General features: G+C 34.6%; 21 protein-coding genes. 19 read left to right on the top strand and 2 right to left on the bottom strand.

Translation table 11 applies throughout. From position 1 onward, the window contains the following. The first annotated feature begins 48 nt into the window (after positions 1–48). The 7 genes from nadE (at position 49) to NST49_RS01370 (ending at position 7,775) form a co-directional block, all read left to right on the top strand. Positions 49–876, top strand: coding sequence for an ammonia-dependent NAD(+) synthetase (gene nadE, locus NST49_RS01400; protein ID WP_035021361.1), 828 nt, complete (start codon positions 49–51; stop codon positions 874–876). Positions 877–1,003: 127 nt separating this feature from the next. Continuing rightward, the gene (locus NST49_RS01395; protein ID WP_034538795.1) at positions 1,004–1,972 is read left to right on the top strand and encodes a glycosyltransferase family 2 protein; all 969 of its coding nucleotides are present in this window, start codon (positions 1,004–1,006) and stop codon (positions 1,970–1,972) included. 15 nt (positions 1,973–1,987) lie between these two features. Beyond that, positions 1,988–3,883, top strand: coding sequence for an LTA synthase family protein (locus NST49_RS01390; RefSeq protein WP_341046661.1), 1,896 nt, complete (start codon positions 1,988–1,990; stop codon positions 3,881–3,883). A gap of 72 nt (positions 3,884–3,955) precedes the next feature. Continuing rightward, positions 3,956–5,086 carry an N-acetylglucosamine-6-phosphate deacetylase gene (gene nagA, locus NST49_RS01385; protein ID WP_023176793.1) on the top strand — a complete coding sequence of 377 codons (1,131 nt, stop codon included), beginning with the start codon at positions 3,956–3,958 and terminating at the stop codon, positions 5,084–5,086. 32 nt (positions 5,087–5,118) lie between these two features. Continuing rightward, complete coding sequence (locus NST49_RS01380) at positions 5,119–5,826, top strand: glucosamine-6-phosphate deaminase (protein WP_023176795.1); 708 nt, start codon at positions 5,119–5,121, stop codon at positions 5,824–5,826. A gap of 10 nt (positions 5,827–5,836) precedes the next feature. Next, the gene (locus tag NST49_RS01375; RefSeq protein ID WP_023176797.1) at positions 5,837–6,553 is read left to right on the top strand and encodes a GntR family transcriptional regulator; all 717 of its coding nucleotides are present in this window, start codon (positions 5,837–5,839) and stop codon (positions 6,551–6,553) included. Positions 6,554–6,695: 142 nt separating this feature from the next. Next, a complete protein-coding gene (locus NST49_RS01370; RefSeq protein ID WP_280512919.1) occupies positions 6,696–7,775 on the top strand; it encodes a glycosyltransferase family 4 protein in 1,080 nt (359 codons plus the stop codon). A gap of 171 nt (positions 7,776–7,946) precedes the next feature. On the opposite strand, the gene NST49_RS01365 is transcribed toward NST49_RS01370, so the two are convergent. Continuing rightward, complete coding sequence (locus NST49_RS01365) at positions 7,947–9,002, bottom strand: LCP family protein (protein WP_341046656.1); 1,056 nt, start codon at positions 9,000–9,002, stop codon at positions 7,947–7,949. 145 nt (positions 9,003–9,147) lie between these two features. Continuing rightward, positions 9,148–9,786 (bottom strand): YigZ family protein, encoded by a 639-nt coding sequence (locus tag NST49_RS01360; protein ID WP_187948918.1) that lies wholly within the window; start codon positions 9,784–9,786, stop codon positions 9,148–9,150. Between the two features lie 186 nt (positions 9,787–9,972). Between NST49_RS01360 and NST49_RS01355 the strand changes: the two genes are divergently transcribed. The 12 genes from NST49_RS01355 to pnpS all read left to right on the top strand — a co-directional run bounded on the left by NST49_RS01355 (position 9,973) and on the right by pnpS (position 24,914). Then, positions 9,973–10,824: a DegV family protein gene (locus NST49_RS01355; RefSeq protein WP_187948917.1), complete on the top strand. Its 852-nt coding sequence runs from the start codon at positions 9,973–9,975 to the stop codon at positions 10,822–10,824. 120 nt (positions 10,825–10,944) lie between these two features. Continuing rightward, a complete protein-coding gene (locus tag NST49_RS01350; protein WP_023176806.1) occupies positions 10,945–12,294 on the top strand; it encodes a DEAD/DEAH box helicase in 1,350 nt (449 codons plus the stop codon). Continuing rightward, on the top strand, positions 12,291–12,977 hold the full coding sequence (locus tag NST49_RS01345; protein ID WP_301426287.1) for a ComF family protein: 687 nt from the start codon (positions 12,291–12,293) through the stop codon (positions 12,975–12,977). The genes NST49_RS01350 and NST49_RS01345 overlap by 4 nt, the downstream gene beginning before the upstream one ends. 136 nt (positions 12,978–13,113) lie before the next feature. Beyond that, positions 13,114–13,656, top strand: coding sequence for a ribosome hibernation-promoting factor, HPF/YfiA family (hpf, locus tag NST49_RS01340; protein ID WP_034538174.1), 543 nt, complete (start codon positions 13,114–13,116; stop codon positions 13,654–13,656). Between the two features lie 270 nt (positions 13,657–13,926). Continuing rightward, positions 13,927–16,455, top strand: coding sequence for a preprotein translocase subunit SecA (gene secA, locus NST49_RS01335; RefSeq protein ID WP_251166392.1), 2,529 nt, complete (start codon positions 13,927–13,929; stop codon positions 16,453–16,455). A 97-nt stretch (positions 16,456–16,552) separates the two neighbouring features. Next, a protein-coding gene (prfB, locus tag NST49_RS01330) for a peptide chain release factor 2 (RefSeq protein WP_156098866.1) occupies positions 16,553–17,666 on the top strand; the annotation gives its coding sequence in 2 pieces (ribosomal slippage) (positions 16,553–16,624 and positions 16,626–17,666; 1,113 coding nt in all). A 369-nt stretch (positions 17,667–18,035) separates the two neighbouring features. Then, positions 18,036–18,722: a cell division ATP-binding protein FtsE gene (ftsE, locus tag NST49_RS01325; protein ID WP_023176813.1), complete on the top strand. Its 687-nt coding sequence runs from the start codon at positions 18,036–18,038 to the stop codon at positions 18,720–18,722. After that, positions 18,712–19,599 (top strand): permease-like cell division protein FtsX, encoded by an 888-nt coding sequence (gene ftsX / locus NST49_RS01320; RefSeq protein WP_023176814.1) that lies wholly within the window; start codon positions 18,712–18,714, stop codon positions 19,597–19,599. The genes ftsE and ftsX overlap by 11 nt, the downstream gene beginning before the upstream one ends. A gap of 55 nt (positions 19,600–19,654) precedes the next feature. Beyond that, a complete protein-coding gene (locus NST49_RS01315; protein WP_341046647.1) occupies positions 19,655–20,851 on the top strand; it encodes a C40 family peptidase in 1,197 nt (398 codons plus the stop codon). A 325-nt stretch (positions 20,852–21,176) separates the two neighbouring features. After that, positions 21,177–22,355: a PDZ domain-containing protein gene (locus NST49_RS01310; protein ID WP_023176817.1), complete on the top strand. Its 1,179-nt coding sequence runs from the start codon at positions 21,177–21,179 to the stop codon at positions 22,353–22,355. Positions 22,356–22,410: 55 nt separating this feature from the next. Continuing rightward, positions 22,411–23,139, top strand: coding sequence for a response regulator transcription factor (locus NST49_RS01305; RefSeq protein WP_023176818.1), 729 nt, complete (start codon positions 22,411–22,413; stop codon positions 23,137–23,139). Continuing rightward, complete coding sequence (gene pnpS, locus NST49_RS01300; RefSeq protein WP_034538177.1) at positions 23,136–24,914, top strand: two-component system histidine kinase PnpS; 1,779 nt, start codon at positions 23,136–23,138, stop codon at positions 24,912–24,914. The genes NST49_RS01305 and pnpS overlap by 4 nt, the downstream gene beginning before the upstream one ends. Positions 24,915–25,082 lie beyond the last annotated feature (168 nt).

Below are 25,082 nucleotides of genomic sequence, written 5' to 3'. Positions count from 1 at the left end.
ATGCTATACTACATTTAACCACTAAATGAAGAAAAGAGGATAAGAAATATGACTGAATTAAGAAACCAAATCATAAAAGCAATGCAAGTCAAACCATCTATTGATCCAAAAGAAGAAATACGTAAAAGTGTCGATTTTTTAAAAGCGTATTTAAAAAAACATTCCTTTTTAAAAACGCTGGTATTAGGGATCAGTGGAGGCCAAGATTCTACCTTAGTCGGTAAATTAGGCCAAATAGCTGTGAATGAATTGCGTGAAGAAACAGGAGATATTTCTTATCAGTTTATTGCAATACGTCTTCCTTATGGAGAACAAGCAGATGAAAAAGATGCTATGGATGCCATTGAGTTTATTGGTGCAGACAAGGTAGTGAAAGTAAATGTAAAACCTGGAGTGGATGCAACAGTACAAACACTGGAAGAATCAGGTACTCCAATCAAAGATTTTGTTAAAGGAAATATTAAAGCTCGTCAACGCATGATCATCCAATATGCAATAGCTGGAAGCAACAATGGAGCAGTATTAGGAACCGATCATTCTGCAGAATCAATTACTGGATTTTACACAAAATTCGGAGACGGCGGAACGGATATCAATCCTATATTTAGATTAAACAAACGTCAAGGAAAAGCCTTATTAAAAGAATTAGGAGCTCCTAAACATTTGTATGAAAAAGTTCCAACGGCTGATCTAGAAGAAGACAAACCTTCTTTACCAGATGAAATGGCGTTAGGTGTAACGTATGATCAAATTGATGATTACCTAGAAGGAAAAGAAATTGCTGAAGCAGCAGCTCAAACTATTGAGAGTTGGTATGTGAAAACAGAACATAAACGCCATTTGCCGATTACGATTTTTGATGATTTTTGGAAATAACAGTACTTGTAATAAAAGGAAATAAAACACTAAAAGGCTGGAAAATTTATTCCAGCTTTTTTCTGTTACTAGGTAGCATTAGATTTAAGTGATTGTACATTTAGAATGAGAGGTGAAAACAGTGGAAATGGAAAAATTGTCACTTGTCATTCCTTGTTATAACGAGGAACAGACGATTCCCCTTTTTTTTGATGCAGTTGAAAAGATACAGTCACTATTAGAGAATACAACTATTGAATATATCTTTGTCAATGATGGTTCAAAGGATCATACGTTGACTATTTTACGCGAAATGGTTCAACAACATCCAACGACCATTAGATATCTGTCTTTTTCGCGAAACTTTGGCAAAGAAGCTGCTTTATATGCTGGCTTAGAACATGCTACAGGAGATTATGTAGCAGTGATGGATGTTGACTTACAAGATCCACCTGAATTGCTGCCTCAAATGCTTCGTCTGATACGTGAAGAAGCATACGATTGTGTAGGGACAAGGAGAGTGAGCCGAAAAGGCGAACCGCCGCTCCGTTCTTTTTTAGCAAAAGAGTTTTATCGAATCATGAATCGCATTTCTGCAGTTGAATTTGTAGACGGTGCGCGAGATTATCGGTTAATGACTCGTCAAATGGTTGAGGCTATTCTTTCTATGACTGAGGTAAATCGTTTTTCGAAAGGGATTTTTAGTTGGGTAGGCTTTGACACCAAATATTTAGAGTTTGAAAATAAAGAACGATCCGCAGGTAAATCTACGTGGTCTATTTGGACATTATTTAAATATTCATTAGATGCCATTGTGGATTTTTCAGATATTCCGTTGGCAATAGCTTCTTTTGTAGGACTTTTTTCGTTTGTTGCAGCTGTTTTCTTTATGATCGTGATTGTTATCCGAACGGTTTTATTTGATGATCCTACAGCAGGTTGGCCATCATTAGTAACCATAATATTAGCTATTGGAGGGTTGCAGCTATTTTGTTTAGGGATCGTTGGGAAATATTTAGGAAAAACATATTTAGAAACGAAGAAAAGACCTATTTATATTTTAAAAGAAACAGATAACAATCAAAAAAACGAAAAGAAACAAAAGAAAGTTCTTTAATAAAGGTGAATGAAAATGAGAAAAATAAAGAAGAAAAAAAAATGGGCATTTTCATATAAGGCTCAAACGATTTTAACAGGTTGCTTGAAAACGATTCTGGTTGGGCTGATAATGTCAATCGCAGGGAATTTTTTACTGCAATTTTTTCAAAACCAATACAGCTTTTCCTTAGCAATGAATTTTGCTTTCAATTGGCATACAGAATTATTTTTATTCGGAGCGTTTTTACTATTTGTTTTGTACATATGGATGACGTCTCTTTTCGGATCTCGCTGGTTGAGTGCTCTTATCTTGCTTTTAGGTGTACTAGTGATTGGCGTTACAACACAACAGAAAATGGCGTTACGTGGAGAACCATTGTACCCTTCTGATTTTTCGATGATTCGAGAATTGCCTTTTTTGATTCGTATGATTGATAGCAAACTTATTTTAGCAATGGGTATTTTTTTACTTTGTGTAGTAAGTATAGCTGTCTTTATTTTAGTTAGAAAAAAAAGAAAGTACCAATGGGAAAGACCAGTACAAACTAAAGCAAGTTGGCTAATAAGAGGAAGTACATTTCTAGTAGCTAGTTTCATTCTTTTTTACAGTTCTTGTTTTAATCAAACAGGGAATGTATTTAAGGCTGCTTATGATCGGTATGCTTACTGGATTCCTTATAGTCAGCAAATGAATTATTACAACAATGGATTTATCGGAGGGTTTCTATACAATCTTGGTATAAACGCTATGACAAAACCAATAAATTATTCAAAACAACAAGTGGCGGATATTGTTCACAAATATGAAGAAAAAGCTGCAGAGATAAATGAAAGTAGGAAGGCTGCATTAAATGATGTAAATATTATTTATGTGATGAATGAAAGTTTTTCAGATCCTTTAGATCTTGAAGGAATAACCCTCTCAAAAGACCCTATTCCCAAGATCCGCGAGTTAGAAAAAACAACTTTAAGCGGAAAAATTCTATCACAAGGGTATGGAGGCGGAACAGCCAATATTGAATTTGAAGCATTAACTGGATTATCAATGGAACCAATGGCAGCTAGTTTAACAACACCTTATACACAATTGGTTTCTAGAATGAGTAAATTGCCTTCTATTGTGTCTTATTTGAACCAACAAAATTATGCTACGACTGCTATCCATCCGTACAATACAACCATGTACAAACGCAATGAAGTGTATCAAAAGCTTGGATTTAAAACATTTCTAAATGAAACAAATATGGAGTTTGTCGAAAAAAATGATCGAAATCCGTATATTTCAGACCAGTCTGCCTATCATGAAGTTTTAAAACAAATGAAACACACAAAAGAATCTGATTTTATCCACTTGGTAAGTATGCAAAATCATATGAGTTATAGTGGTAAATACCCAAATACAGATTTTTCAGCGCAAGGAACAGGGAACGCTAAAGAAGCTGCTAATTATCTACAAGACTTAGAATATAGTGATGATGCATTAGATGATTTTTTAACAACTATCGAACAATTACCGGAAAAAACGATCGTGGTTTTTTGGGGAGATCATTTGCCTAGTTTTTACAGTGAGAGCATTGTAGAAACCAATGGAAGTTTAAAGATGCATCAGACTCCGCTGATTATCTATTCTAATTTTTCGGTAAACGATGATACATTAGGAACAATCAGTCCTATTTATTTCATGAATCATATTTTAACTATTGCAAATGCACAGGTTACTCCTTTTTACGCATTTTTAATGGAATTAGAAGAAGGGTTACCGGCTTTTGAAAAAGGACTATATCTTGAAAATAATACAGAAACAATCATTACTGAACGGAAAGATCTTTCAAAAGAAACTCAAGATTTACTAAATGTATACGATATGATTCAATACGATGTAACAGCAGGAGAAAATTATAGCCAAGTACTTAATTTTTTTGAAAATTGAGTGCTTGTTTTTTACTTGCATTTTTGGTCTATACCATTTATAATGGAATAAAAGAGCAAAGGAGACAAAAAAATGGCTAATGTACTAACAAATGTGACGGTTTATACTGGAGAAGAAAAAATAGAAGAAGCATTTATTCGCTTTTCTGAAGAAGTTCTTGCTGTAGGCAAAATGAGTGACTATAAAAAAGAAACATCTGATCAAGAACAAGACGCTTCTGGGAAAATTGTTTTACCTGGGTTTATTGATGTTCACAGTCATGGTGGATACAGCTATGATAATATGGATGCTAATTCAGAAGAAATCAATCAAATGATCCAAAAAATGCATAAAGAAGGAATCACTTCTTACTTTGCTACAACGATGACGCAATCTTACGATGCTATTGATAAAGCTCTTATTGCTATAAACGAAGCTGCAATGAAAAATCCAGTGATTCAAGGTATTCATTTAGAAGGACCTTTTGTATCTGTGGATTTTAAAGGAGCACAACCTGAGGAGTATATCCGTGTACCAGACGCAAAACAAATGGAGAAATGGAACAAGTTAAGTGGAAACCGTATTCGCTTAGTAACATATGCTTCAGAAACAAGTGATGCTTCAGAATTTGAAGAGTATTGTGTAAATCATAATATTGTACTTTCGATCGGTCATAGTAATGCTACTAGAGCACAGTTGATGGATTCTAAAGCATCACATATTACACATTTGTATAATGCACAACGAGGCTTACACCATCGTGAGCCAGGAGTAACTGGACATGCCTTTTTAGAAGATTCTATTTACACAGAAATGATTGTGGACGGCTATCACATCCATCCTGACATGGTCAACCTTGCATATAAAGTAAAAGGACCCGACAGAATTGAAGTTATTACTGATTCAATGCGTGCAAAAGGACTTCCTGATGGAGAAAGCGAGTTAGGCGGACAAAAAGTACTTGTAAAAAATAATCAAGCAAGATTAGTAGATGGTACTTTAGCAGGTAGTGTGTTGACGTTTAATGATGCATTTAAAAATATTATGGCCTTTACAGGATGCAGTGTTGAAGATGCAGTTAAAATGACTTCTGTTAACCAAGCAAGAGAATTTAGTTTGGTTAAAAAAGGAAGTCTTACAGCTGGTAAAGATGCTGATATAGTAGTAATGAACGCTGATTTTGATGTAGAACATACATTTAGTTATGGAAAAATGGTTTATTAATAAGAACTTGAAAAGGAAAAGGGGAAATTAAAATGGAAATTATTGTTGTAAAAGATAACGTTGAAGGTGGAAAAAAAGCATTTGAACTAATTAAAGAGGGTATGGACCAAGGAGCTAAAGTCTTAGGTTTAGCTACAGGAAGTACACCCATTTCTTTGTATCATGAAATGATTAAAAGCGACATAGATTTTTCGGACATGACAGCTATTAATTTAGATGAATACGTTGGGTTGGCTCCTACAGATTCTCAAAGTTACCATTATTTTATGGATCAAGAACTTTTTTCTAAAAAGCCATTCAAAGAAACGTTTGTTCCAAATGGTCTAGCAGAAGATGCAGAACAAGAGGGCAAACGCTATGATCAAATTATTGAAAATCACCCAATTGATATTCAAGTTTTAGGAATTGGAAGCAATGGACACATTGGATTTAATGAACCTGGTACTCCTTTTGATTTAACAACACATAAAGTAGAGTTGCTTCCTTCTACAATTGAAGCCAATAAACGCTTTTTTGACAATGTTGAAGATGTTCCACGCTTAGCTTACTCAATGGGAATCAAATCAATCATGAAGTCTAAAAAAATTATTTTGATGGCGTATGGTGAAACAAAAGCAGAAGCGATAAAAAATTCAATTGAAGGCCCTGTAACAGAAGAAGTTCCTGGAAGTATCTTGCAAAATCATGACAATGTCATTATGATTGTAGATGAGGAAGCAGCGAAATTAATCCAACGATAGGAGCGAAATCATGGCTAAGGCGACACCAGTTTACATTCAAATTCATAATCAAATAAGAAAAATGATAGAAAAAGAAGTTTGGAAAATAGGAGAGCGGATTCCTTCTGAAAGAGATTTAGCTATCCAATTTAATGTCAGCCGAATGACCTTGAGACAAGCCGTACAAACTCTTGTAGATGAAGGAATCTTAGAGAGAAAAGTAGGCTCTGGCACCTATGTATCCAATAAAAAAGTCCAAGAAAAAATGGCGGGTATTCAAAGTTTTACGGATATTATGGTTTCGCAAGGTCGAAAGCCAACAAGCAAAACGATTTCGTATCATGTTAAACCTGCTAGTGTAAGCGAAGCAGAAAATTTAAAATTGGAACCTGAAGAAATGGTTTTAAGAATGGAACGAATACGTTATGCTGACGATATTCCCATTTGTTTTGAAGTAGCAACGATTCCATACTCTCTAGTAGAATCATTAGGGAAACAAGAAATTACTAAATCACTTTATAAAGCACTAGAATCTGAGCAAGGCATTACTGTTCAACGAGCTGAACAAACCGTTTCTGCTATGCGTGCTTCTGAAAAAATTGCTGAATATTTGTCGATTAAACGTGGAGAATCTATTCTTCAATTAAAACAAATTAGTTATTCAAAAGATGATTTGCCTTTTGAATATGTTCGTACTCAATATGTAGGGGAACGATTTGAGTTTTACTTGGAAAAAGACTTACGCTAAAGTTATTTTAGCGCAAGTCTTTTTTTTGATGATGACCATAACCAAAGGATTTGAAATGAAATTGCAATTGTCTTTTAGTCATGAAGTTTGTATAATGAGAGAAAGAGTGGCACTGAAAGTAGGTTTATTTTTTATGTATGATATGTTTCAAGTGTTGGTTTTCTGTATTTTTACAGTTGTTATCAGCTTTATATTGACACCATTAGTAAAAAAATTAGCACTAAAAGTAAATGCTATAGACAAACCTGGTGAAAGACGAGTGAATGTAAAAGCTATGCCAACACTAGGAGGATTAGCAATCTATTTATCTTTTTATATTTCTTTGTTTTTTTTACAACCGATACCGATTAAGCAAATTTTTCCTTTATTTATAGCTTCGACCATTATTATTATTACTGGGGTAATCGATGATTTGATTGAAATCTCTCCAAGATTAAAAATGTTAGGGATTGTTATTGGTGCCTTGATTATCTATTATGCAGCCGATATTCGAATGGATCTCGTGACATTTCCTTTAATTGGAGAAGTGCATTTAGGGATTTTTAGTTTACCTATAACGTTAATATGGATTTTGGCGATTACGAATGCTGTTAATTTAATTGACGGCTTAGATGGATTAGCAACCGGAGTTTCAATTATTGCTTTAACAACTATGGGAATTATTGGATTTTTCTTTTTAACCATATCTGATGTTGCAGTACCTATAATGATTTTTACACTTGTGGCTGCAGCTATTGGTTTTTTACCTTATAATTTTTTTCCAGCTCGTATTTTTCTAGGAGACACAGGTGCTTTATTCCTTGGCTTCATGATATCTATCATGTCATTGCAAGGATTAAAAAACGCAACTTTGATTACATTAATTATACCAGTTGTTATACTAGGCATACCGATCACTGACACGATTGCTGCTATTTTGAGAAGACGATTAAATCAAAGGCCAATTTCTAGTGCAGACAAAATGCATTTGCACCATCGCTTGATGACATTGGGATTGACCCATAGACAGACAGTACTGGCTATTTATTGTATTGCTGCCATGTTTTCGTTGATTGCGTTAATGTATCCAATATCTACATTTATTGGGTCCATAATGTTGACTATCGGCCTGCTATTGGGACTAGAGTTATTTATTGAATTAATTGGATTAGTTAGTGAAGAAAGAAGACCTTTACTGACAAGGCTAAAACGATTTGCAAAAAAAGTAAATCGAAAGAGATAATAAAATGGGGCTGGAATAAAATGCCTCTAATAAAAATACACTTCCAAAACTAATGGATTGTTTACTCATTAGTTTTGGAAGTGTATTTTTATATTTAACTATAAAGCTGTGGGACGCTTTTTGAAAAAAAGCATCCTTTTGACACAACCTATTTTCTGGTTATTGCATTTGTTAATAAGCGTAATTTGTTATACCGTTGGTTTCAAATTCGTATCCTTCAGCATCTCGTTCATCGATAGAATCTAAGCCTAAAGCTACTCTTAAACGATGACTGACAAAATCAACACTGTCAGGATAAAGTTCAACCATACTTGCACCATTCAACATAAAATCTGTCCATTCAAATGTATAAGAGTTAAATGCATATGAGCCTTCTAAACCTGTTTGAGCTATTCCAAGCATTTCATTAAAAGTTAAGTCAGTACGCATGTTTGATCCGACAGCTTCAATAACATCTGTATACTTTGTAATTGACCCAACGCTAAGTGCTTTTTTCACAATAGCTTCTATCAGCAATTGTTGTCTCTCTCCACGTTTAACGTCATTATCAATTTTTCTTGTACGAGCCAATGCTAAAGCTTCTTCACCATTTAATGTTTGATAACCTTCTTCTAACGTAATTTGATTCATCTCGCCATCAGAATTTTGCTCTGAGAAAGTTATTGGAACATCCATTTCTATTCCGCCTAAAGCATCTATGATTTTCAAAAAGGCATCAAAATTAAAGGTTACATAATAATGGACTGGGACATCTAATAATTCTTCAACAGTTTCAATCGTTGCTTGTTCTTCACCTTTGCTGTAGGCTGCATTAATTTTATCCTCATTATAATATTGTCCTTGATACATGATTGGAGTATAAGTATCTCTAGGAATACTAACCATATTGACTTCATGGTTGTTAGGGTCTATCGTCAAGTAAATGAGTGAATCGGTTCTTGAACTGCCAAGATTTCTGTCTTCGGTGTCATCGATTCCCATAATTAAAATAGAGGTCGTTTCTTTTATCGGGTCTACTTCTACCTCTTTGGTACGATCTAGTTCATGATAAGAGTCATCAATCGTTTTTTGAGCAGTTGCATACAACTTAGCCGCGTATACCGCTATACCTAAAATAATAATCATAATAGGAATCATTATACTTAAGATAATCGTGTTTCTTCTTTTTTTTCTTTTATTAGTGTATGATGCGCTTCGACTAGTATTAGAATGTTTCTTCACACTCATTCTCCTTCAGAAAATCATTTTGTTGTTAGGGATTCAATCAGGTGCTAGTTAAAAAACATAAACAGCCTAAAATATCCTGTTTATTCTATCACGAATAAAAACAAGTAGAAAGTTTATTTAATAAAAAGTAATGTATTCTTAATATTTAAAGTGAGATTTTTTTGTCACAATAAACTTGCGGTCCCTTTTCAAAGGTGACTTGTCCATTGAGCCATTCAATGACTTTAGCTTGAAAAAAAGTTAGTTGCTCTTGATCAATTAAACAAGAGAACGAAACAATATCTGAATAAAAGATATCTTTTATTCTATAGTTTGCTTCACGAAGTAAGTTTTCTAATTTTCCAGAGGCTGGATAAGAGACATGAATTGTCATTTGAGTGTGTAATTTTCTTTCGACCACTCCAATTTCGTTCAGTCCTTGACTGACGGCCTTTCCATAAGCACGTATTAATCCACCTGCTCCCAGTTTTGTGCCGCCAAAATAACGTGTAACAACTGCCACAACGTTTTTTAATTGTCTTTTTTTTAGAACTTCCAGCATTGGAACACCAGCTGTACCAGAAGGTTCTCCATCATCATAAGCACGCTGTATCTCATCGTGTTCACCAATCAAATAAGCCACGCAATTATGATTAGCTTTTCCGTGTTCTTTTTTGATCGATTGAATGAAATCTTGAGCTTCAATCTCATTTTTAACCTGTTTTAAATGGCAAATAAAGCGAGATTTTTTTATTTCTAATTCAAAGTTGCCATCTTTCTCAATAGTATAATAATGATTTAGCATAATGAGTCCTTTCATAAATTTAATGCTGACTTTATTTCAATAGTGTACCGTTAGTCTCAGTATTGAACAAGACTAATCTAGAAAATATAAGAAGTGAGAGGGAGGTTGAACCTAAAAAAAAGTATGCTATAATTTCATTTTGAGCACTAAATTGTAGAAACAAAAACATAATAGTGAGGTGATAATGTGAGAATCGCAGTGGTAACAGACAGTACTGCTTACTTAACAGACGAACAATGCGAGAAGTATTCAATTTATAGGCTGCCTTTATCCATTGCAATGGGAAACGAAACGATAGAGGAAACTAAAATGGATAGTACTAGCTTTTTTGAAAAAGTCAAAACAATGGATGGTTTGCCAACTAGTTCTCAACCAGCGATAGGACAAGCATCGTTGTTATTTAGTGAGCTTTCAAAAAAGTACGATGCAGTTATTAGTATCCATTTATCAAGTGAACTTAGTGGGACATTTAATACGATTGCAAGTTTAAGTAAGATTTATGAAGGACTAGCCATTTATCCTTATGATTCTGGAATAAGCTGTTCAGCACAAGGCTATTTTGTCCTAGAGGCAGCCAGAATGGCGAGAGAAGATGCTTCTGTAGAAGAGATCTTCCAAAAATTTGAAAAAATGCAACAAACATTGCGTGCATATTTTGTTGTAGATGACTTAAATCATTTGGTTCGTGGAGGGCGACTTTCAAATGGATCAGCAATCATTGGTTCTTTATTAAAAATAAAACCAATTCTGCACTTTGAAGATAAAAAAATCACCGTATTTGAAAAAATAAGAACAAAGAAAAAAGCATTAAAACGAATCGAGCAATTATTAAGTGAAGACGTTGAAAAAGGGTATCCGATTGTAGCTACCATTATCCATGCAAATGTTGAACAAGAAGCTATTGAATGGATGAAAACACTAAAGAAACATCATCCAGCTATTCGTTATGAACTGAGCTATTTTGGTCCTGTTATTGGCACTCACTTAGGTGAGGGTGCTCTTGGACTAACTTGGATGGAAGATCAAACTAAAATTTAAGGCCATTATATTAAAGTTATTATAAAATACATCAATATCTAAAATAATCTATTAAAAAAGGTTTGGGAAAATAGCCCAAATCTTTTTTTGCGTACACTAATGTTAAAGAGGTGAGCGAGAATGGACACGAATATGATGGGAAGAGAGTTGTTAATTCAAGAATTAGACGAAGAATTACCTAGAAATTGGAATGGCATTATTTCAAATGGCTTTGCTGTGATAGAAAAACAGATGACTTGCAAGCGTTGCGGGTCCAATCAATTTCAAGATAGACAATTTGCTCCTTGTAATTGTGGTGAAAATTGTTTTTACTGTATTCGATGCCTTCAAATGGGGAAAATCAAAAAATGCAGTCTTCTTTACCATTTACCAGAAGAAAATCAGTTTAGTCCTATACCAGAGCCTATATTAACTTGGCAAGGCCAATTATCAAAACAACAAATGCAGGCTTCTGATGAGATCGTTCAAGCTATAAAATTAAAACAAACAAGATTAATTTGGGCTGTAGCGGGTGCAGGAAAAACGGAAATGTTGTTTAAGGGAATCGAGCTGGCGCTAAGGGAAGGCAAAAGGATTTGTATTGCTTCCCCTCGGACAGATGTGTGTTTAGAATTAGCACCTCGTCTTAAAAGTGCTTTTCAACCTGTTGAACAACTGACCCTTTACGGAGATATGGAAGAATCTTATCGCTATACGCAACTCCTTATTGCCACTACCCATCAACTCTTACGTTTTAAAGAGGCTTTTGATGTATTGATCATTGATGAAATTGATGCTTTCCCATTTAATAAAGATACAACATTGCAATTTGCAGCCCAAAAAGCAAAAAAGAATAGCGGAACGATTATTTACTTATCCGCTACTCCAGATAAACAAATGAGAAGAGACATCACACAAAAAAAATTAGCAGCTTCTATCTTACCAGCACGCTACCATGGATTTCCCTTACCTGAGCCAAAAGCAATATGGGCAGGAGATTGGCGCACAGCAATTAGTAAACGGCAGAAAAAAGCAGTTGTCATCAAAGAAATCAAACGTTTACTGGATGCAAAACGTCGCTTTCTTTTGTTTGTGCCCAACATTGAGTTGATGCTTGAATTTTCAAACTATCTTGAGGAAGTTTTTCCTGAAAGTCTGTTTACGAGCGTGTCTTCTGAAGATGAAAACCGTAAAGAGAAAGTTCAAAATATGCGGAAGGAATGTTACCAATTTATGTTGACCACCACTATCTTAGAGCGTGGAGTTACATTTCGAGATATCGATGTACTTGTTTTAGGTGCTGAAGATCGGACATTTACAGAAGCGGCATTGATTCAAATCGCCGGTCGAGTAGGCAGACACCGTGATTTTCCAACGGGGAAAGTCATCTTTCTCCACTATGGTCAAACTAAAGCTTTAAAAAGTGCTATTACTCAGATAAAAAAGATGAACCGTTTAGCACGTGAAAGGGGATTGTTGATCCAGTCATGATTTGTTTATGGTGTGGGAAAGCACAAAAAGAAGTGATTCAATTAGCAGAGTTGTTGTCTTTTACTAAAATTAATCCGTCTATTAAATGTGACTCTTGTTCGAATAAACTTGTTTCTTTATGTAATGGCCCTACTTGCAAAGGGTGTAGTCGCTACTGGTCAGAAAAAGGTCTCTGTCCAGATTGTCAGAAATGGAAAATAGAGTACCCGGACTATCCTTTCAAGCACACAGCTCTTTATCAATACAATGAGTTTATAAAAGAATGGATAGAAGCATACAAATACACTGGCGATTATCGACTGGGTGAACTATTTACAAAGGAGATACACTACTTTTTTTATAAGCAAAAGAAGGTTGTAATTCCCATACCAATAAGTGATAAAAGCAAGCAATTAAGAGGTTTCAATCAAGTAGAAGGAATGTTAACGTTTTCTGGAGTGAAGTATATACCAGTTTTAACTCATTGTGGAACAGGTGAAAAACAGTCAAGTAAGAACCGGAAAATGAGGATGCTTTCTCCGCAGCCTTTTCGAATCGATAAAGGTTGTGAAGCAAAAATAAAAGAAAAGGAGATTATTCTAGTGGATGATATTTATACCACGGGACGAACATTTTTTCATGCAGCTGAGTGTTTACTTGAAAACGGAGCAAAAACAGTCGAGACGTTTTCGATTTCCCGTTAAAGTTCCCCAATTGTAATCGATTTTATTTGCATTCCTTGGGTGATAATATATAATTAGTTTAAGCATATCATCACTTGAGTGGTCCATTTGATGATGCTGATTCTGAGATACAATCAGATGAAAGGGGAGAGTGTTTATGTTTAAATATAATGTCCGTGGCGAAAATATTGAGGTAACTGCAGCTATTCGTAGTTATGTTGAGAAAAAAGTGGGGAAAGTTGAGAAATACTTTAATGATGTACCTGAAGCAACAGCCCACGTTAATTTGAAAACGTATTCCGATAAAACTGCTAAAGTTGAGGTAACCATTCCTTTGCCTTACTTGGTTTTACGTGCGGAAGAAACCTCGCCTGATTTATATGGAAGCATTGATCTGGTAACAGATAAACTTGAAAGACAAATGCGCAAGTATAAAACTAAAATCAACCGCAGAACTCGCGGTTCTAATGTTGTTGTCCCACCTGTTATGCCGGGAGAAGATCAAGATCTAATGGAAGATGAAGTGAATATTGTCCGTACAAAACGACTATCATTGAAACCAATGGACAGTGAAGAAGCTGTTTTACAAATGGATATGTTGGGACATAATTTCTTTATCTTTGAAGATGCTGATACTAATGGCACAAGCATCGTTTATCGTCGTAAAGATGGAAAATATGGGTTGATTGAAACAGAATAAACAAATGTACTGAAAAATTGAAAAACTTCAAGGCAAGTAAATACTCTTGCCTTGAAGTTTTTTCGTTTTTTGACTAAAGTGCATCGCAATAGGTGTGTTTAATGTCGATAAAAAGGTTTCAATTGTGAATCAGTAATGATAGAATTAATAAGAATATAGACTATTGCTATAAAAACAAAAGTGAAAATGTCGAGATAAAGTCTAACTGCCTAAATAAATGAAAATTTACTAAATAGAAAATAGAGATAAAGACATAGAGGAGAAAGATGAATGGCTAATTTTTTACGCAACTTAATTGAAAACGATAAAAAAGAATTGAAAAGCTTAAGTAAAGTCGCCCAGCAAGTTGAAGAATTTGCTGAAGCAATGGCTAACATGTCTGATGACGAATTAAAAGCAAAAACTCCTGAGTTTAAGAAACGGTATCAAGATGGCGCAACATTAGACGATTTGCTACCTGAAGCTTTTGCTGTTGTACGAGAAGCTGCTAAACGAGTTTTGGGATTGTATCCATATCATGTCCAACTAATGGGTGGGGTCACATTACATCGCGGGAATATCCCTGAAATGAAAACAGGTGAAGGGAAAACGCTGACTGCTACAATGCCGGTTTATCTAAATGCATTGACAGGAGAAGGTGTACACGTTGTAACCGTAAATGAATATTTATCTAGCCGTGACGCTACTGAAATGGGAGAGTTGTATGAATGGTTAGGCTTAACAGTAGGCTTAAACCTAAATTCAAAATCTTCTGAAGAAAAACGTGAAGCTTATTTGGCGGATGTTATGTACAGTACAAACAATGAATTAGGATTCGATTACCTTAGAGATAACATGGTAGTTTATAAAGAACAAATGGTACAAAGACCATTGAATTATGCGATTGTAGATGAAGTCGATTCTATTTTGATTGATGAAGCTAGAACACCATTAATTATTTCTGGTCAAGCAGCAAAATCTACAGCTTTGTATAGTCGCACGGACTTCTTTGTTAAAGGATTGAAAGAAGAGGAAGATTACACAATCGATATTCCTTCTAAAACGATTGCTTTGACGGAACCAGGGATTGAAAAAGCTGAAAAAACATTCAGAATAGACAATTTATATGATGTAGAAAACCAAGCGTTAACGCACCATATTGATCAAGCTTTAAGAGCTAATTACATTATGCATCATGATGTAGATTATGTGATCCAAGAGGGCAAAGTAATGATCGTTGATCAATTTACTGGTCGTATCATGGAAGGTCGTCGTTATTCAGATGGCTTGCATCAAGCTATTGAAGCAAAAGAAAACGTAGAAATCCAAAATGAATCAAAAACAATGGCGAATATCACTTTCCAAAACTATTTCCGTATGTATAAAAAGCTAGCAGGTATGACAGGTACAGCGAAAACAGAAGAAGAAGAATTCCGTGAGATCTACAACATTCATGTTGTATCCATACCAACGAATAAACCACTTATTCGTGATGACAGACCTGATTTGCTCTATCCAACATTGGACAGCAAATATCGTGCTGTTGTTGAAGAAATCGAAGAAAGACATGCGAATGGTCAACCAGTATTGGTCGGTACAGTAGCTGTTGAAACATCAGAGTTAATATCCGGTCTATTAAGAAAAAGTAAAATACCTCATCAAGTATTAAATGCAAAAAATCATTTTAAAGAGGCTGAAATTATTACAAGTGCGGGTCAAAAAGGTGCAGTAACAATTGCAACCAATATGGCTGGTCGTGGAACAGATATCAAATTAGGTGCAGGAGTTCGTGAAGTAGGCGGACTATGTGTTATTGGTACAGAACGACACGAATCACGTCGTATCGATAATCAATTACGTGGACGTTCTGGTCGTCAAGGCGATCCAGGTGTGACACAGTTTTATCTTTCTTTAGAAGATGATTTAATGAAGAGATTTGGTTCAGAACGTATCCAAGCTGTTTTAGAACGCCTAAAAGTCAGCGAAGAAGACGCAGTTATTCAAAGTAAAATGATTTCGCGTCAAGTTGAATCAGCTCAAAAACGTGTTGAAGGGAACAACTATGATACACGTAAAAATGTCTTACAGTATGATGATGTTATGCGTGAACAACGCGAGATCATGTATAAACAAAGATTAGAAGTTATTATGGCTGAAGACTCATTAAAAAATGTGACTGTTCCAATGATCGAGCGGACGATCTCACGTATTGTTCAAATTAATACTCAAGGAACAAAAGAAGAATGGAAACTGCAAACCATACTTGACTTTGCACAAGCTTCATTAGTTCATCCTGATGATATTGCAATGAGTGATTTAGAAGGCAAAACGATTGAAGAAATTGAAACAGTGCTTTTAGACGCTGCGAAATCCATTTATGAAGAAAAAGAAAAACAATTAAATGGTAAAGAACAAGTATTGGAATTTGAAAAAGTGGTCATCTTACGTGTTGTAGACAGTAAGTGGACAGAACACATCGATACAATGGAGCAGTTGCGTCAAGGAATTGGCCTTCGTGCATATGGACAAAGTAACCCATTAGTAGAATATCAAGCAGAAGGATTTAAATTATTCGAAGAAATGATTGCCTCTATGGATTATGAAGTTACACGTTTATTGATGAAATCACAAATTCGTCAAAACTTGAAAAGAGAACAAGTTGCAAAAGGAACAACTGCGCGTTCAACTGGTGATGGACAAGTGGTTAAAGAAGCAAGAAAAAAACCAATCAAAATAGATAGCTCAAAAATAGGCCGTAATGATCCTTGTCCATGTGGAAGTGGAAAGAAATATAAAAACTGCCATGGAAAATTAGATTAAGATACACTTCTTCCAGAAGTGTGATAAATAAAATAATTATAAGAAAGAACACGATTGGTTAATGAGTCGTGTTCTTTCTGAATTGGAGTGAAGAATAATGGAATTAAGCGATATTAGAAATTATCTAGAAACGGCAAGTAAAAAAATAAACGGTTTTGGGAGGTCTCTTTGACTTAGAGACTTTGGAAAGAGACATCGCTGAATACAATGATAGAATGACAGAACCAACTTTTTGGGAGGATGCCCAAAAGGCTCAAACAGTTATTAATGAAGCAAATGAGTTGAAAGAAAAATACAATCAATACAACGGCCTTGTAACTGAAAAAGAGGATTTAGATCTATTACTTGAAATGGTCAAAGAAGAAAGTGATGAAGAATTAGCAAAAGAGTTGAATAGCAAAATTATTCCTTTCTTGGATAAGTTAGATCAGTATGAACTAGATCTATTGTTGAGTGACCCGTATGATAAAAATAATGCCATTATTGAGCTTCATCCTGGAGCAGGCGGAACCGAATCGCAAGATTGGGGAAGCATGTTGCTTCGAATGTACACTCGATGGGCTGAAAAAAGAGGATTTAAAATTGAAACGTTAAATTATCAAGCTGGAGATGAAGCTGGAATCAAAAGTGTGACTTTGCTTATTAAAGGTTTGAATGTATACGGCTATTTAAAAGCTGAAAAAGGGGTTCATCGCTTAGTGCGGATCTCGCCTTTTGATTCTGCTGGAAGAAGACACACGTCGTTTGTTTCTATCGATGTGGTTCCAGAACTAGACGACAGTGTAGACATTAAAATTAATTCAGATGATTTAAAAGTAGATACCTATCGAGCAACTGGAGCAGGCGGACAACACATCAACACAACAGATTCTGCTGTTCGAATCACACACATCCCGACCGGTGTGGTTGTTGCAAGTCAAGCCCAAAGATCACAATTAAAAAATAGAGAACAAGCTATGAGTATGCTGAAAGCAAAACTTTACCAGCTTGAAGTCGAAGAACAAGAAAAAGAAATGGCTGCTATAAGAGGCGAACAATTAGAAATCGGTTGGGGTTCTCAAATCAGATCTTATGTGTTCCATCCTTACTCAATGGTAAAAGATCATCGAACAAATTATGAAACTGGAAATGTCAACCAAGTAATGGATGGCGGATTAGATCCATTTATACAGGCATATTTAAGAAGCAAAATTTCTACAATTGAAGAATAAAATAGCAAAAAGTCAAACTTCCGACAAATTTAGAACCATTTATGGAAGTTTGACTTTTTATATTTGTAACAAAAGAAATCTAGTCAAACCCAAAAAAACATTGAATTTAATCTTTTAGTGGGGAATGACATGCGTTCTCAATCTTTTTTTGATGTTTTAAGTAGGTGAAACTAGTAAAATGATTAAAAATGTAAAAATAAAACAATCACGTTACAGGAATGATACAAAATGAAATGAATTTGTAAAGAAAATACAACTGACATAATTTTTTATAATGCTATAATGATTAAGCGTTGAGGAAAAATGCCTCAAAGGTATAAGAAACACCTGGATTAAGTTCTAGAAACTATAAAAGTTAGGTGATAAAAAATGATTGAAATGCTAAATGTCTATAAGAAATATCCTAACGGCATTACAGCAATTAATGGTTTATCTGTTCGTATTGAACCAGGTGAATTTGTATATGTTGTCGGACCTAGTGGTGCTGGTAAATCAACTTTTATTAAGATGATCTATCGTGAAGAAAAAGCTACTAAAGGAACGATCAAAGTAGGCGATTTTGATTTAATGACAATCAAAGAAAAAAATATTCCCTATTTAAGACGTTACGTAGGAGTCGTTTTCCAAGACTTCAAATTGCTTCCTAAATTGACTGTTTATGAAAACATTGCTTATGCAATGGAAGTTGTTGAAAAAAATCCTAAAGCTATTCAAAAAAGAGTATTAGAAGTTCTTGAATTAGTAGGATTAAAACACAAAGTTCGTATGTTTCCTAATGAATTATCAGGTGGAGAGCAGCAACGTATTGCAATAGCCAGAGCCATTGCAAACACTCCACATATTCTAATAGCAGATGAGCCAACTGGTAACCTTGACCCAGATACTTCATGGGAAATCATGAATATATTGGAAGAAATCAGTAATCAAGGAACTACGGTTATTATGGCCACTCACAATAGCCAAATCGTTAATGTCGTTAAACACCGTGTTCTTGCGGTTGAGAATGGACGCATCGTCCGAGATCAATTGGAAGGAGATTACGGGTATGAAGCTTAGAACAGCAAAAAGACACGTTATAGATAGTTTTAAAAGTTTGAAAAGAAATGGTTGGATGTCTATTGCTGCTGTAAGTGCTGTAACAGTAACGCTACTATTAGTAGGGTCATTTATTGCCATGTTAATGAATGTTAATAAACTGGCTACAGATATTGAAAATGATGTAAGTGTCAGAGTTTACATTGATTTAGCTGCAAATGAAGAACAACAAAAACAACTCCAATCGGAATTAGAATCATTTGAACATGTTGATTCAGTTGAATTTTCAAGTCGTGAAAATGAATTGGAGCAAGTAGTTGGTAGTTATGGTGATGAGTTTAATTTGTTTGATGGAGACGACAATCCTTTATATGATGTCTTCATTGTAAATACAGATATTCCAGAAAACACAGCGCCCGTAGCAAAAGAAATTGAAGCATTAGAATATGTCACTCAAGTAAACTATGGTGGAGCTACGGCAGATAACTTATTTAGAACAGTAAATACTGTTCGTAATGTCGGTGCTGTTGTCATCATTGCGTTGATTTTAACAGCGGTATTCTTAATTTCAAATACGATTCGAATCACTATTTTCTCACGACGTACTGAAATTGAAATCATGAAATTAGTAGGTGCAACAAACTGGTACATTAGATGGCCATTCTTAATTGAAGGAGCATTAATCGGACTTATTGGTGCGATTATACCTGTTGCTATTCTAAGTTTTGTTTATGTAGCTGCATTTAATGTAGGAACAGATTTCTTAGATGGAACCTATTTTGCATTGTTAACACCAAATCCATTTTTATTCCAAGTTGGAGGATTAATGTTGGCAATCGGTATTGTTATTGGTGCAATCGGATCATTCATGTCCATTAGAAAATTCTTAAAAGTATAATAAATGTAATGAAAGATAAAAATTAAATCATTGGGGAAAACGGGGGAAAACAACATTGAATAAGAAATTTATTAATTTAGCTTTAGTAGCAGCATTAGGGTTCTCAACTTACATTGCTCCTATTACAGCATTTGCAAGTACAGACGAGGACATTAAAGCATCTACAGAAAAATTGGTGGATCTAGAAAATAAAGAAGCAACAGCAGAATCTCAATTATCAACTATCACTGCAACTATTGCAGACAATGAAAAGAAAGCTGAATCATTGGTAGCAGATATGCAAGAAACACAAACGAGTATGAAAGTTCTAGAAGAACAAATTACTAACTTGAAATCAGCGATTGAAAAACGCGAAGCTAAGTTGGAAGAACAAGCACGTTCTGTACAAGTAGACGGGGATAGCCGCAACTTTGTTGATTTTCTTTTAAACGCTGAATCTATTTCTGACGTTCTTGGACGTGTGGGTGTTGTTTCTCAAATCGTATCTGCAAATCAAAGTTTAGTTGAAGCACAAGCAGCTGATCAAGATGCTGTAGTTGCAAAACAAAATGAAACTGAAGAAAAAGTAGAAGAACAAACACTATTAGCTGCAAAATTAGAAGCATCTAAAACAGATTTAGAACAACAAAAATTAGAAAAAGAAGCAGTTGTTGCATCAATTGCAGCTGAAAAATCTGTAGTAGAAAATGAAAAAGAAAAATTCTTGGCTGTTAAAGCAGCAGCTGAAAAAGGAGCAGAAGAGTTAGCACTTATAAAAACAACTGCAACTAGTAACTCTTCAGCATCAGTTGAAACAGTTTCTACAAAAACAACAGTTGCTTCAGAAGTAACGGCTAAACCAGCAGCAACTGAAAAAGCTGTTGAAACAAAAAAAGCAACAACTTCAAATGGTTCATGGACAACAATTAAAAATGCTGCTTATGGAGTTATAGGAACACCTTATTTATACGGCGGAACAAGTACTAGTGGTTTTGACTGTTCTGGTTTTACTATGTATGCATTTTCTGCTGCTGGAATCAATCTTCCACGTACAGCTGGTGCTCAGTATGCGGCTTCAACTAAGGTTTCACAATCTGAAGCGCAACCTGGCGATTTAGTATTCTTCAATCAAACAGGAAGTATTGACCATGTTGGTATCTATCTTGGAAACAATCAGTTTATCGGTTCTCAATCTTCATCAGGTGTAGCTGTTACAACAATCAGCCAAGCTTACTGGGCTCAATACTTAGTTGGATTTGGACGTATCAACTAAATTAGTCATTAAACTAAATTAATGTAAATATATTCTACCGTTTCCCCAAAACGATTTTAAACCAATCGCTAACTTCCTGTTAGTGATTGGTTTTTTTTAGTTACATAGTAATTATAGTGCTGATAGGATAAGAATTGCATGTAGTTTAAAGTTTTAAAACTACTTATTATACTGCTCTTTTTTTTTGGAGTAAAAATAAAAAATCAATATAAACTGCTATTCAATGTAAAAATCATGTAAACTATATTTAGAAACGGATAAATTCGTGATTATGTTGAAGTAGTTTGATAAAATAGAAAAAGAAGTAGAAAAGGGGTAGAGACAAATGGTGGCAAATTTTTTTATTATGCTAGCGCTATTTTTTATTCAACCTACGTTTATCGTTGGATTGGTAGTTGCAATTTGGACAAGTTATCGTAGGATCAATCATGAAAGAAGCAATCATCGCGTAGCAATCTATAATACATTATACGAGATCAAAAACTATTTATTAGTTGGACTTCTTTTTGGAGTGATTGGATCGGTTCTTTTAACGCTTATTGGAGTTCCAGTTACGATGGACTGGATTATTTTGTATCAAATCGTAACAATTATAAGTTTGTTTTTTGGCTATCGTTTTGTTCATCCTTTATTTACGTTTTCAATTAGTTCGTTACTTCTTATAGGATTACCATTTTTTTTAGAGAGTAGTGATTTCTCTTTTTTACCAACAAATTGGTACCATCCGTTAAGTCAAATCGAATTCAGTGGAACACAATTATTTACTAACTTGTTTATTATCCTCTTGTTTTTATTAGCGACATCTATTTTTACGATCAAGAGAAAATCTGGAAATCATTTATCAGCACGTTTTTTGAATACGAAGCGAGGTAAGCGAATTGCGAAATACCCTATAAAACCTTTTTGGGTCTTGCCACTGTTATTGGTCGTTCCAGGAAATGGATTTCAAGCATTTTTTAGTTGGTGGCCAGTCTTTTCAATTGGAAATGAAAACTACTCTTTCTTTTGGCTGCCCGTTTTGATAGGTTTTCAATTTACGGTGCAGTCACAAATACCCAAAGTTGCTATTTCAAAATTGGTCAAGGATTTAATGTTATTGACCGGAGTGGCTTTAATTATTGCTATTAGTTCCATTTGGATTCCTTATGCTTCCATTGCTGGATTTATCTTTTTAATTATTGGAGGACTAAGCGTGTTATATCGGCACCGTATACGTGAAAAACATTGGAGTTTTCTTTATGGTCCCGCTGATAAAGGAATAAAGGTCATTGGGATTCGTCCAAGTACACCAGCAGAAAAAATGAATTTAGTTGTTGGAGATACCATTATTGAGTGCAATAATGATCCTATCGAAAATGAGAATGATTTTTATCAAGCTTTATCAAAAAATAGTGTTTATTGCCATTTAAAAGTTAAAGGTGTAGATGGCGAACTTCGTTTAACTGAAACGGCTATTTATGCAGATTCTCCACATGAGATTGGAGTAGTTATTTTAGGGAAGTAGCTCAATATGAAAGAAGTAGACTTAAACTAAAAATTCTGTATAGGCGGGATAAAAAATGAAAAAAGTGTTAATTGTCGATGATGAACAATCTATTTTGACGCTGCTAGCTTTTAATTTAGAAAAAGAGGGTTACCAAGTAGATACAGCTTTAGATGGATTGGAAGGGTATGAGATGGCTATAGCCCATCCATATGATTTTATTATTTTAGATTTAATGCTTCCGTCAATGGGAGGCATGGATATTTGTAAAAAACTTAGGCAAGAAAAAGTTGAAGCTCCAATCATGATGTTGACAGCTAAAGATGATGAATTAGAAAAAATTATCGGTCTTGAATTAGGCGCTGATGATTATATGACAAAGCCTTTTAGCCCTCGTGAAGTACTTGCGAGAATGAAAGCTATTATGAGACGTATGACCAGTAAAAGTAAAGCAGAAGAAGCTTTAAGCAATGTTGAAGATAGAGATAAGCAAGATGAATTGATCAATGTAGGCGATATCCAAATAGATCCTAGCCAATATGAAGTAGTGGTCAGGGGAGAAAAAATCGATGTTACTCCAAAAGAATTTGAATTATTGATTTATATGATCAAGCGAATCAATCGTATTTTAAGCCGTGAACAATTGTTGGATGCTATTTGGAATTTTGATTATGCTGGAGAAACACGGATTGTGGATGTGCATATCAGTCACTTAAGAGAGAAAATAGAAGTAGACACAAAAAATCCTAGTTATATCCGAACAGTTAGAGGTTTCGGTTATAAATTTGAGGCTCCAAAAAAATGAAGAAACTTCAGTTTCGAATATTAACTGTTTTTATTGTCTTATTCACTTTATTTAGTATTTCTATTGGTGTTTTCTCAACTAATTTATTACAGGATTATGCTCAAAAAAGTCAAGAAGAAGCCTTGATCAAACAAACCAAAACAATAGCTGATCTGCTCTATGTAAATGGAGAAAATTCAATAGATCTTGAATCTGCTATAAGTCAGTTAACAAAACTTGAAATACTAGATGAAGAAAGATTAACTGTTATCGATTTGTCAGGTGTTGTGGTTTATGATTCAGCTGCTAATAAAGCAGCATTGGAAAATCATAGTGATCGTGAAGAATTTCAAGCGGTATTAAATGGAGAAAAAACTGGGATATCTATTCGCGAAAGTGAAAGTACGAACGAAAATTTGTATTATGTGGCTGTCCCATTGATGGGGTCTCAAGATGAGTTGATAGGTGTGCTGCGCTTATCTAGACCAGTTGCGGACATTAACCAAATCAATGAACAGATAAAACAGTCTCTTTTGATCTTTAGTTTACTTGCCTTTATTTTGACTACACTGGTTACTTTTATTATTACTAAACGCATAGCTAAACCGATCAATGATATTATGGATGTAGCTAAAAATCTTTCGGATAAACGATATGATGTTCGCTATACCGGAACGGCTTATGGAGAAGTTGCAGATTTAGGAGATACGGTCAATGAATTAGCTACAAATTTAGAAGAACAAACGCAAGAAATTGTTCAAAATGACAAACGTCTATATGAATTAGTTAATCATCTGGTTATTGGTGTGATGTTGATCGATGATCATCGAACGATAAAAATGGTAAATCCGGCTATGAGTACTATTTTAGGCGAAGACATTACCCATCTTATTGGAAATTCTTATGTAGAAGCAACAAAAAGTTATGGATTAAGCCATATGATTGAAATGGCTTATCAAAAAAATGAAAAACAAAATGATGAGATTTATTTTTATTACCCGCAAGATAAAATTGTAGACGCGAATATTGTTCCGATAGACGGTAAAGAACCAGGAGAACAAAATTTGATTGTACTATTGTATGACATTACTGAAATTAGGAGGCTTGAAAAAGTCCGTACTGATTTTGTAACGAATGCTTCACACGAATTAAAGACTCCAATTACTGCGCTTAAAGGTTTTTCCGAAACGTTATTAGATGGAGCGATGGAGGATAAGGAAGTATTGAAACAATTTTTGGAAATTATGTTAGCTGAAAGCAGTCGATTAGACTTTTTAGTGAATGATATCCTTGAATTGTCAAAATTGGAACAAAAACAAGTTCCAATGAATATACAAGAGATCAATCTTACAGAAACAGTCCTATCAACTATTCAACTGGTTAAACAAACAGCCGATAATAAACAAATGAAACTTAATGTCATTGAAGAAGATAACTTGCTTATTACTGGTGACAGCAGTCGTTTGAAACAAATACTCGCTAATCTAATCAACAATGCAGTAGTCTATACACAAGAAAAAGGGAAAGTAACGGTTACAATAAAAAAAGAAAATGATTATGCAGTTATTAGGGTATCAGATAATGGAATAGGAATACCTGAAGATGAGCAAGATCGAATTTTTGAACGTTTTTATAGAGTAGATAAAGCTCGCAGCCGGAATTCCGGTGGAACAGGTTTAGGTTTATCCATTGTTAAATACCTAATTGAAAACTTAAATGGATCTATATCTGTTGAAAGCAAACTTGGTTTAGGAACGACATTTATCGTCAAACTACCGATTCATCCCAATGAGTAGAGTTCGTTAATGCATAGATGAAGTAAATAATCTGATTTTTAAAGAGTCTTGAGATTTTCTCAAGGCTCTTTTTTTAGTGTGCATAAACAGATAAACAACCTTTACAAAATCTTTATATTCTTTACAAATATCAACAGAAACATTACATAAAGGGGAGAGTAAAATTAA

It is taken from the genome of Carnobacterium sp. FSL W8-0810, from assembly GCF_038007125.1.
Classification (GTDB): domain Bacteria; phylum Bacillota; class Bacilli; order Lactobacillales; family Carnobacteriaceae; genus Carnobacterium_B; species Carnobacterium_B inhibens.
Note: the sequence above shows the minus strand (reverse complement) of the source record. Positions and strands in the feature narration are given on the sequence as shown.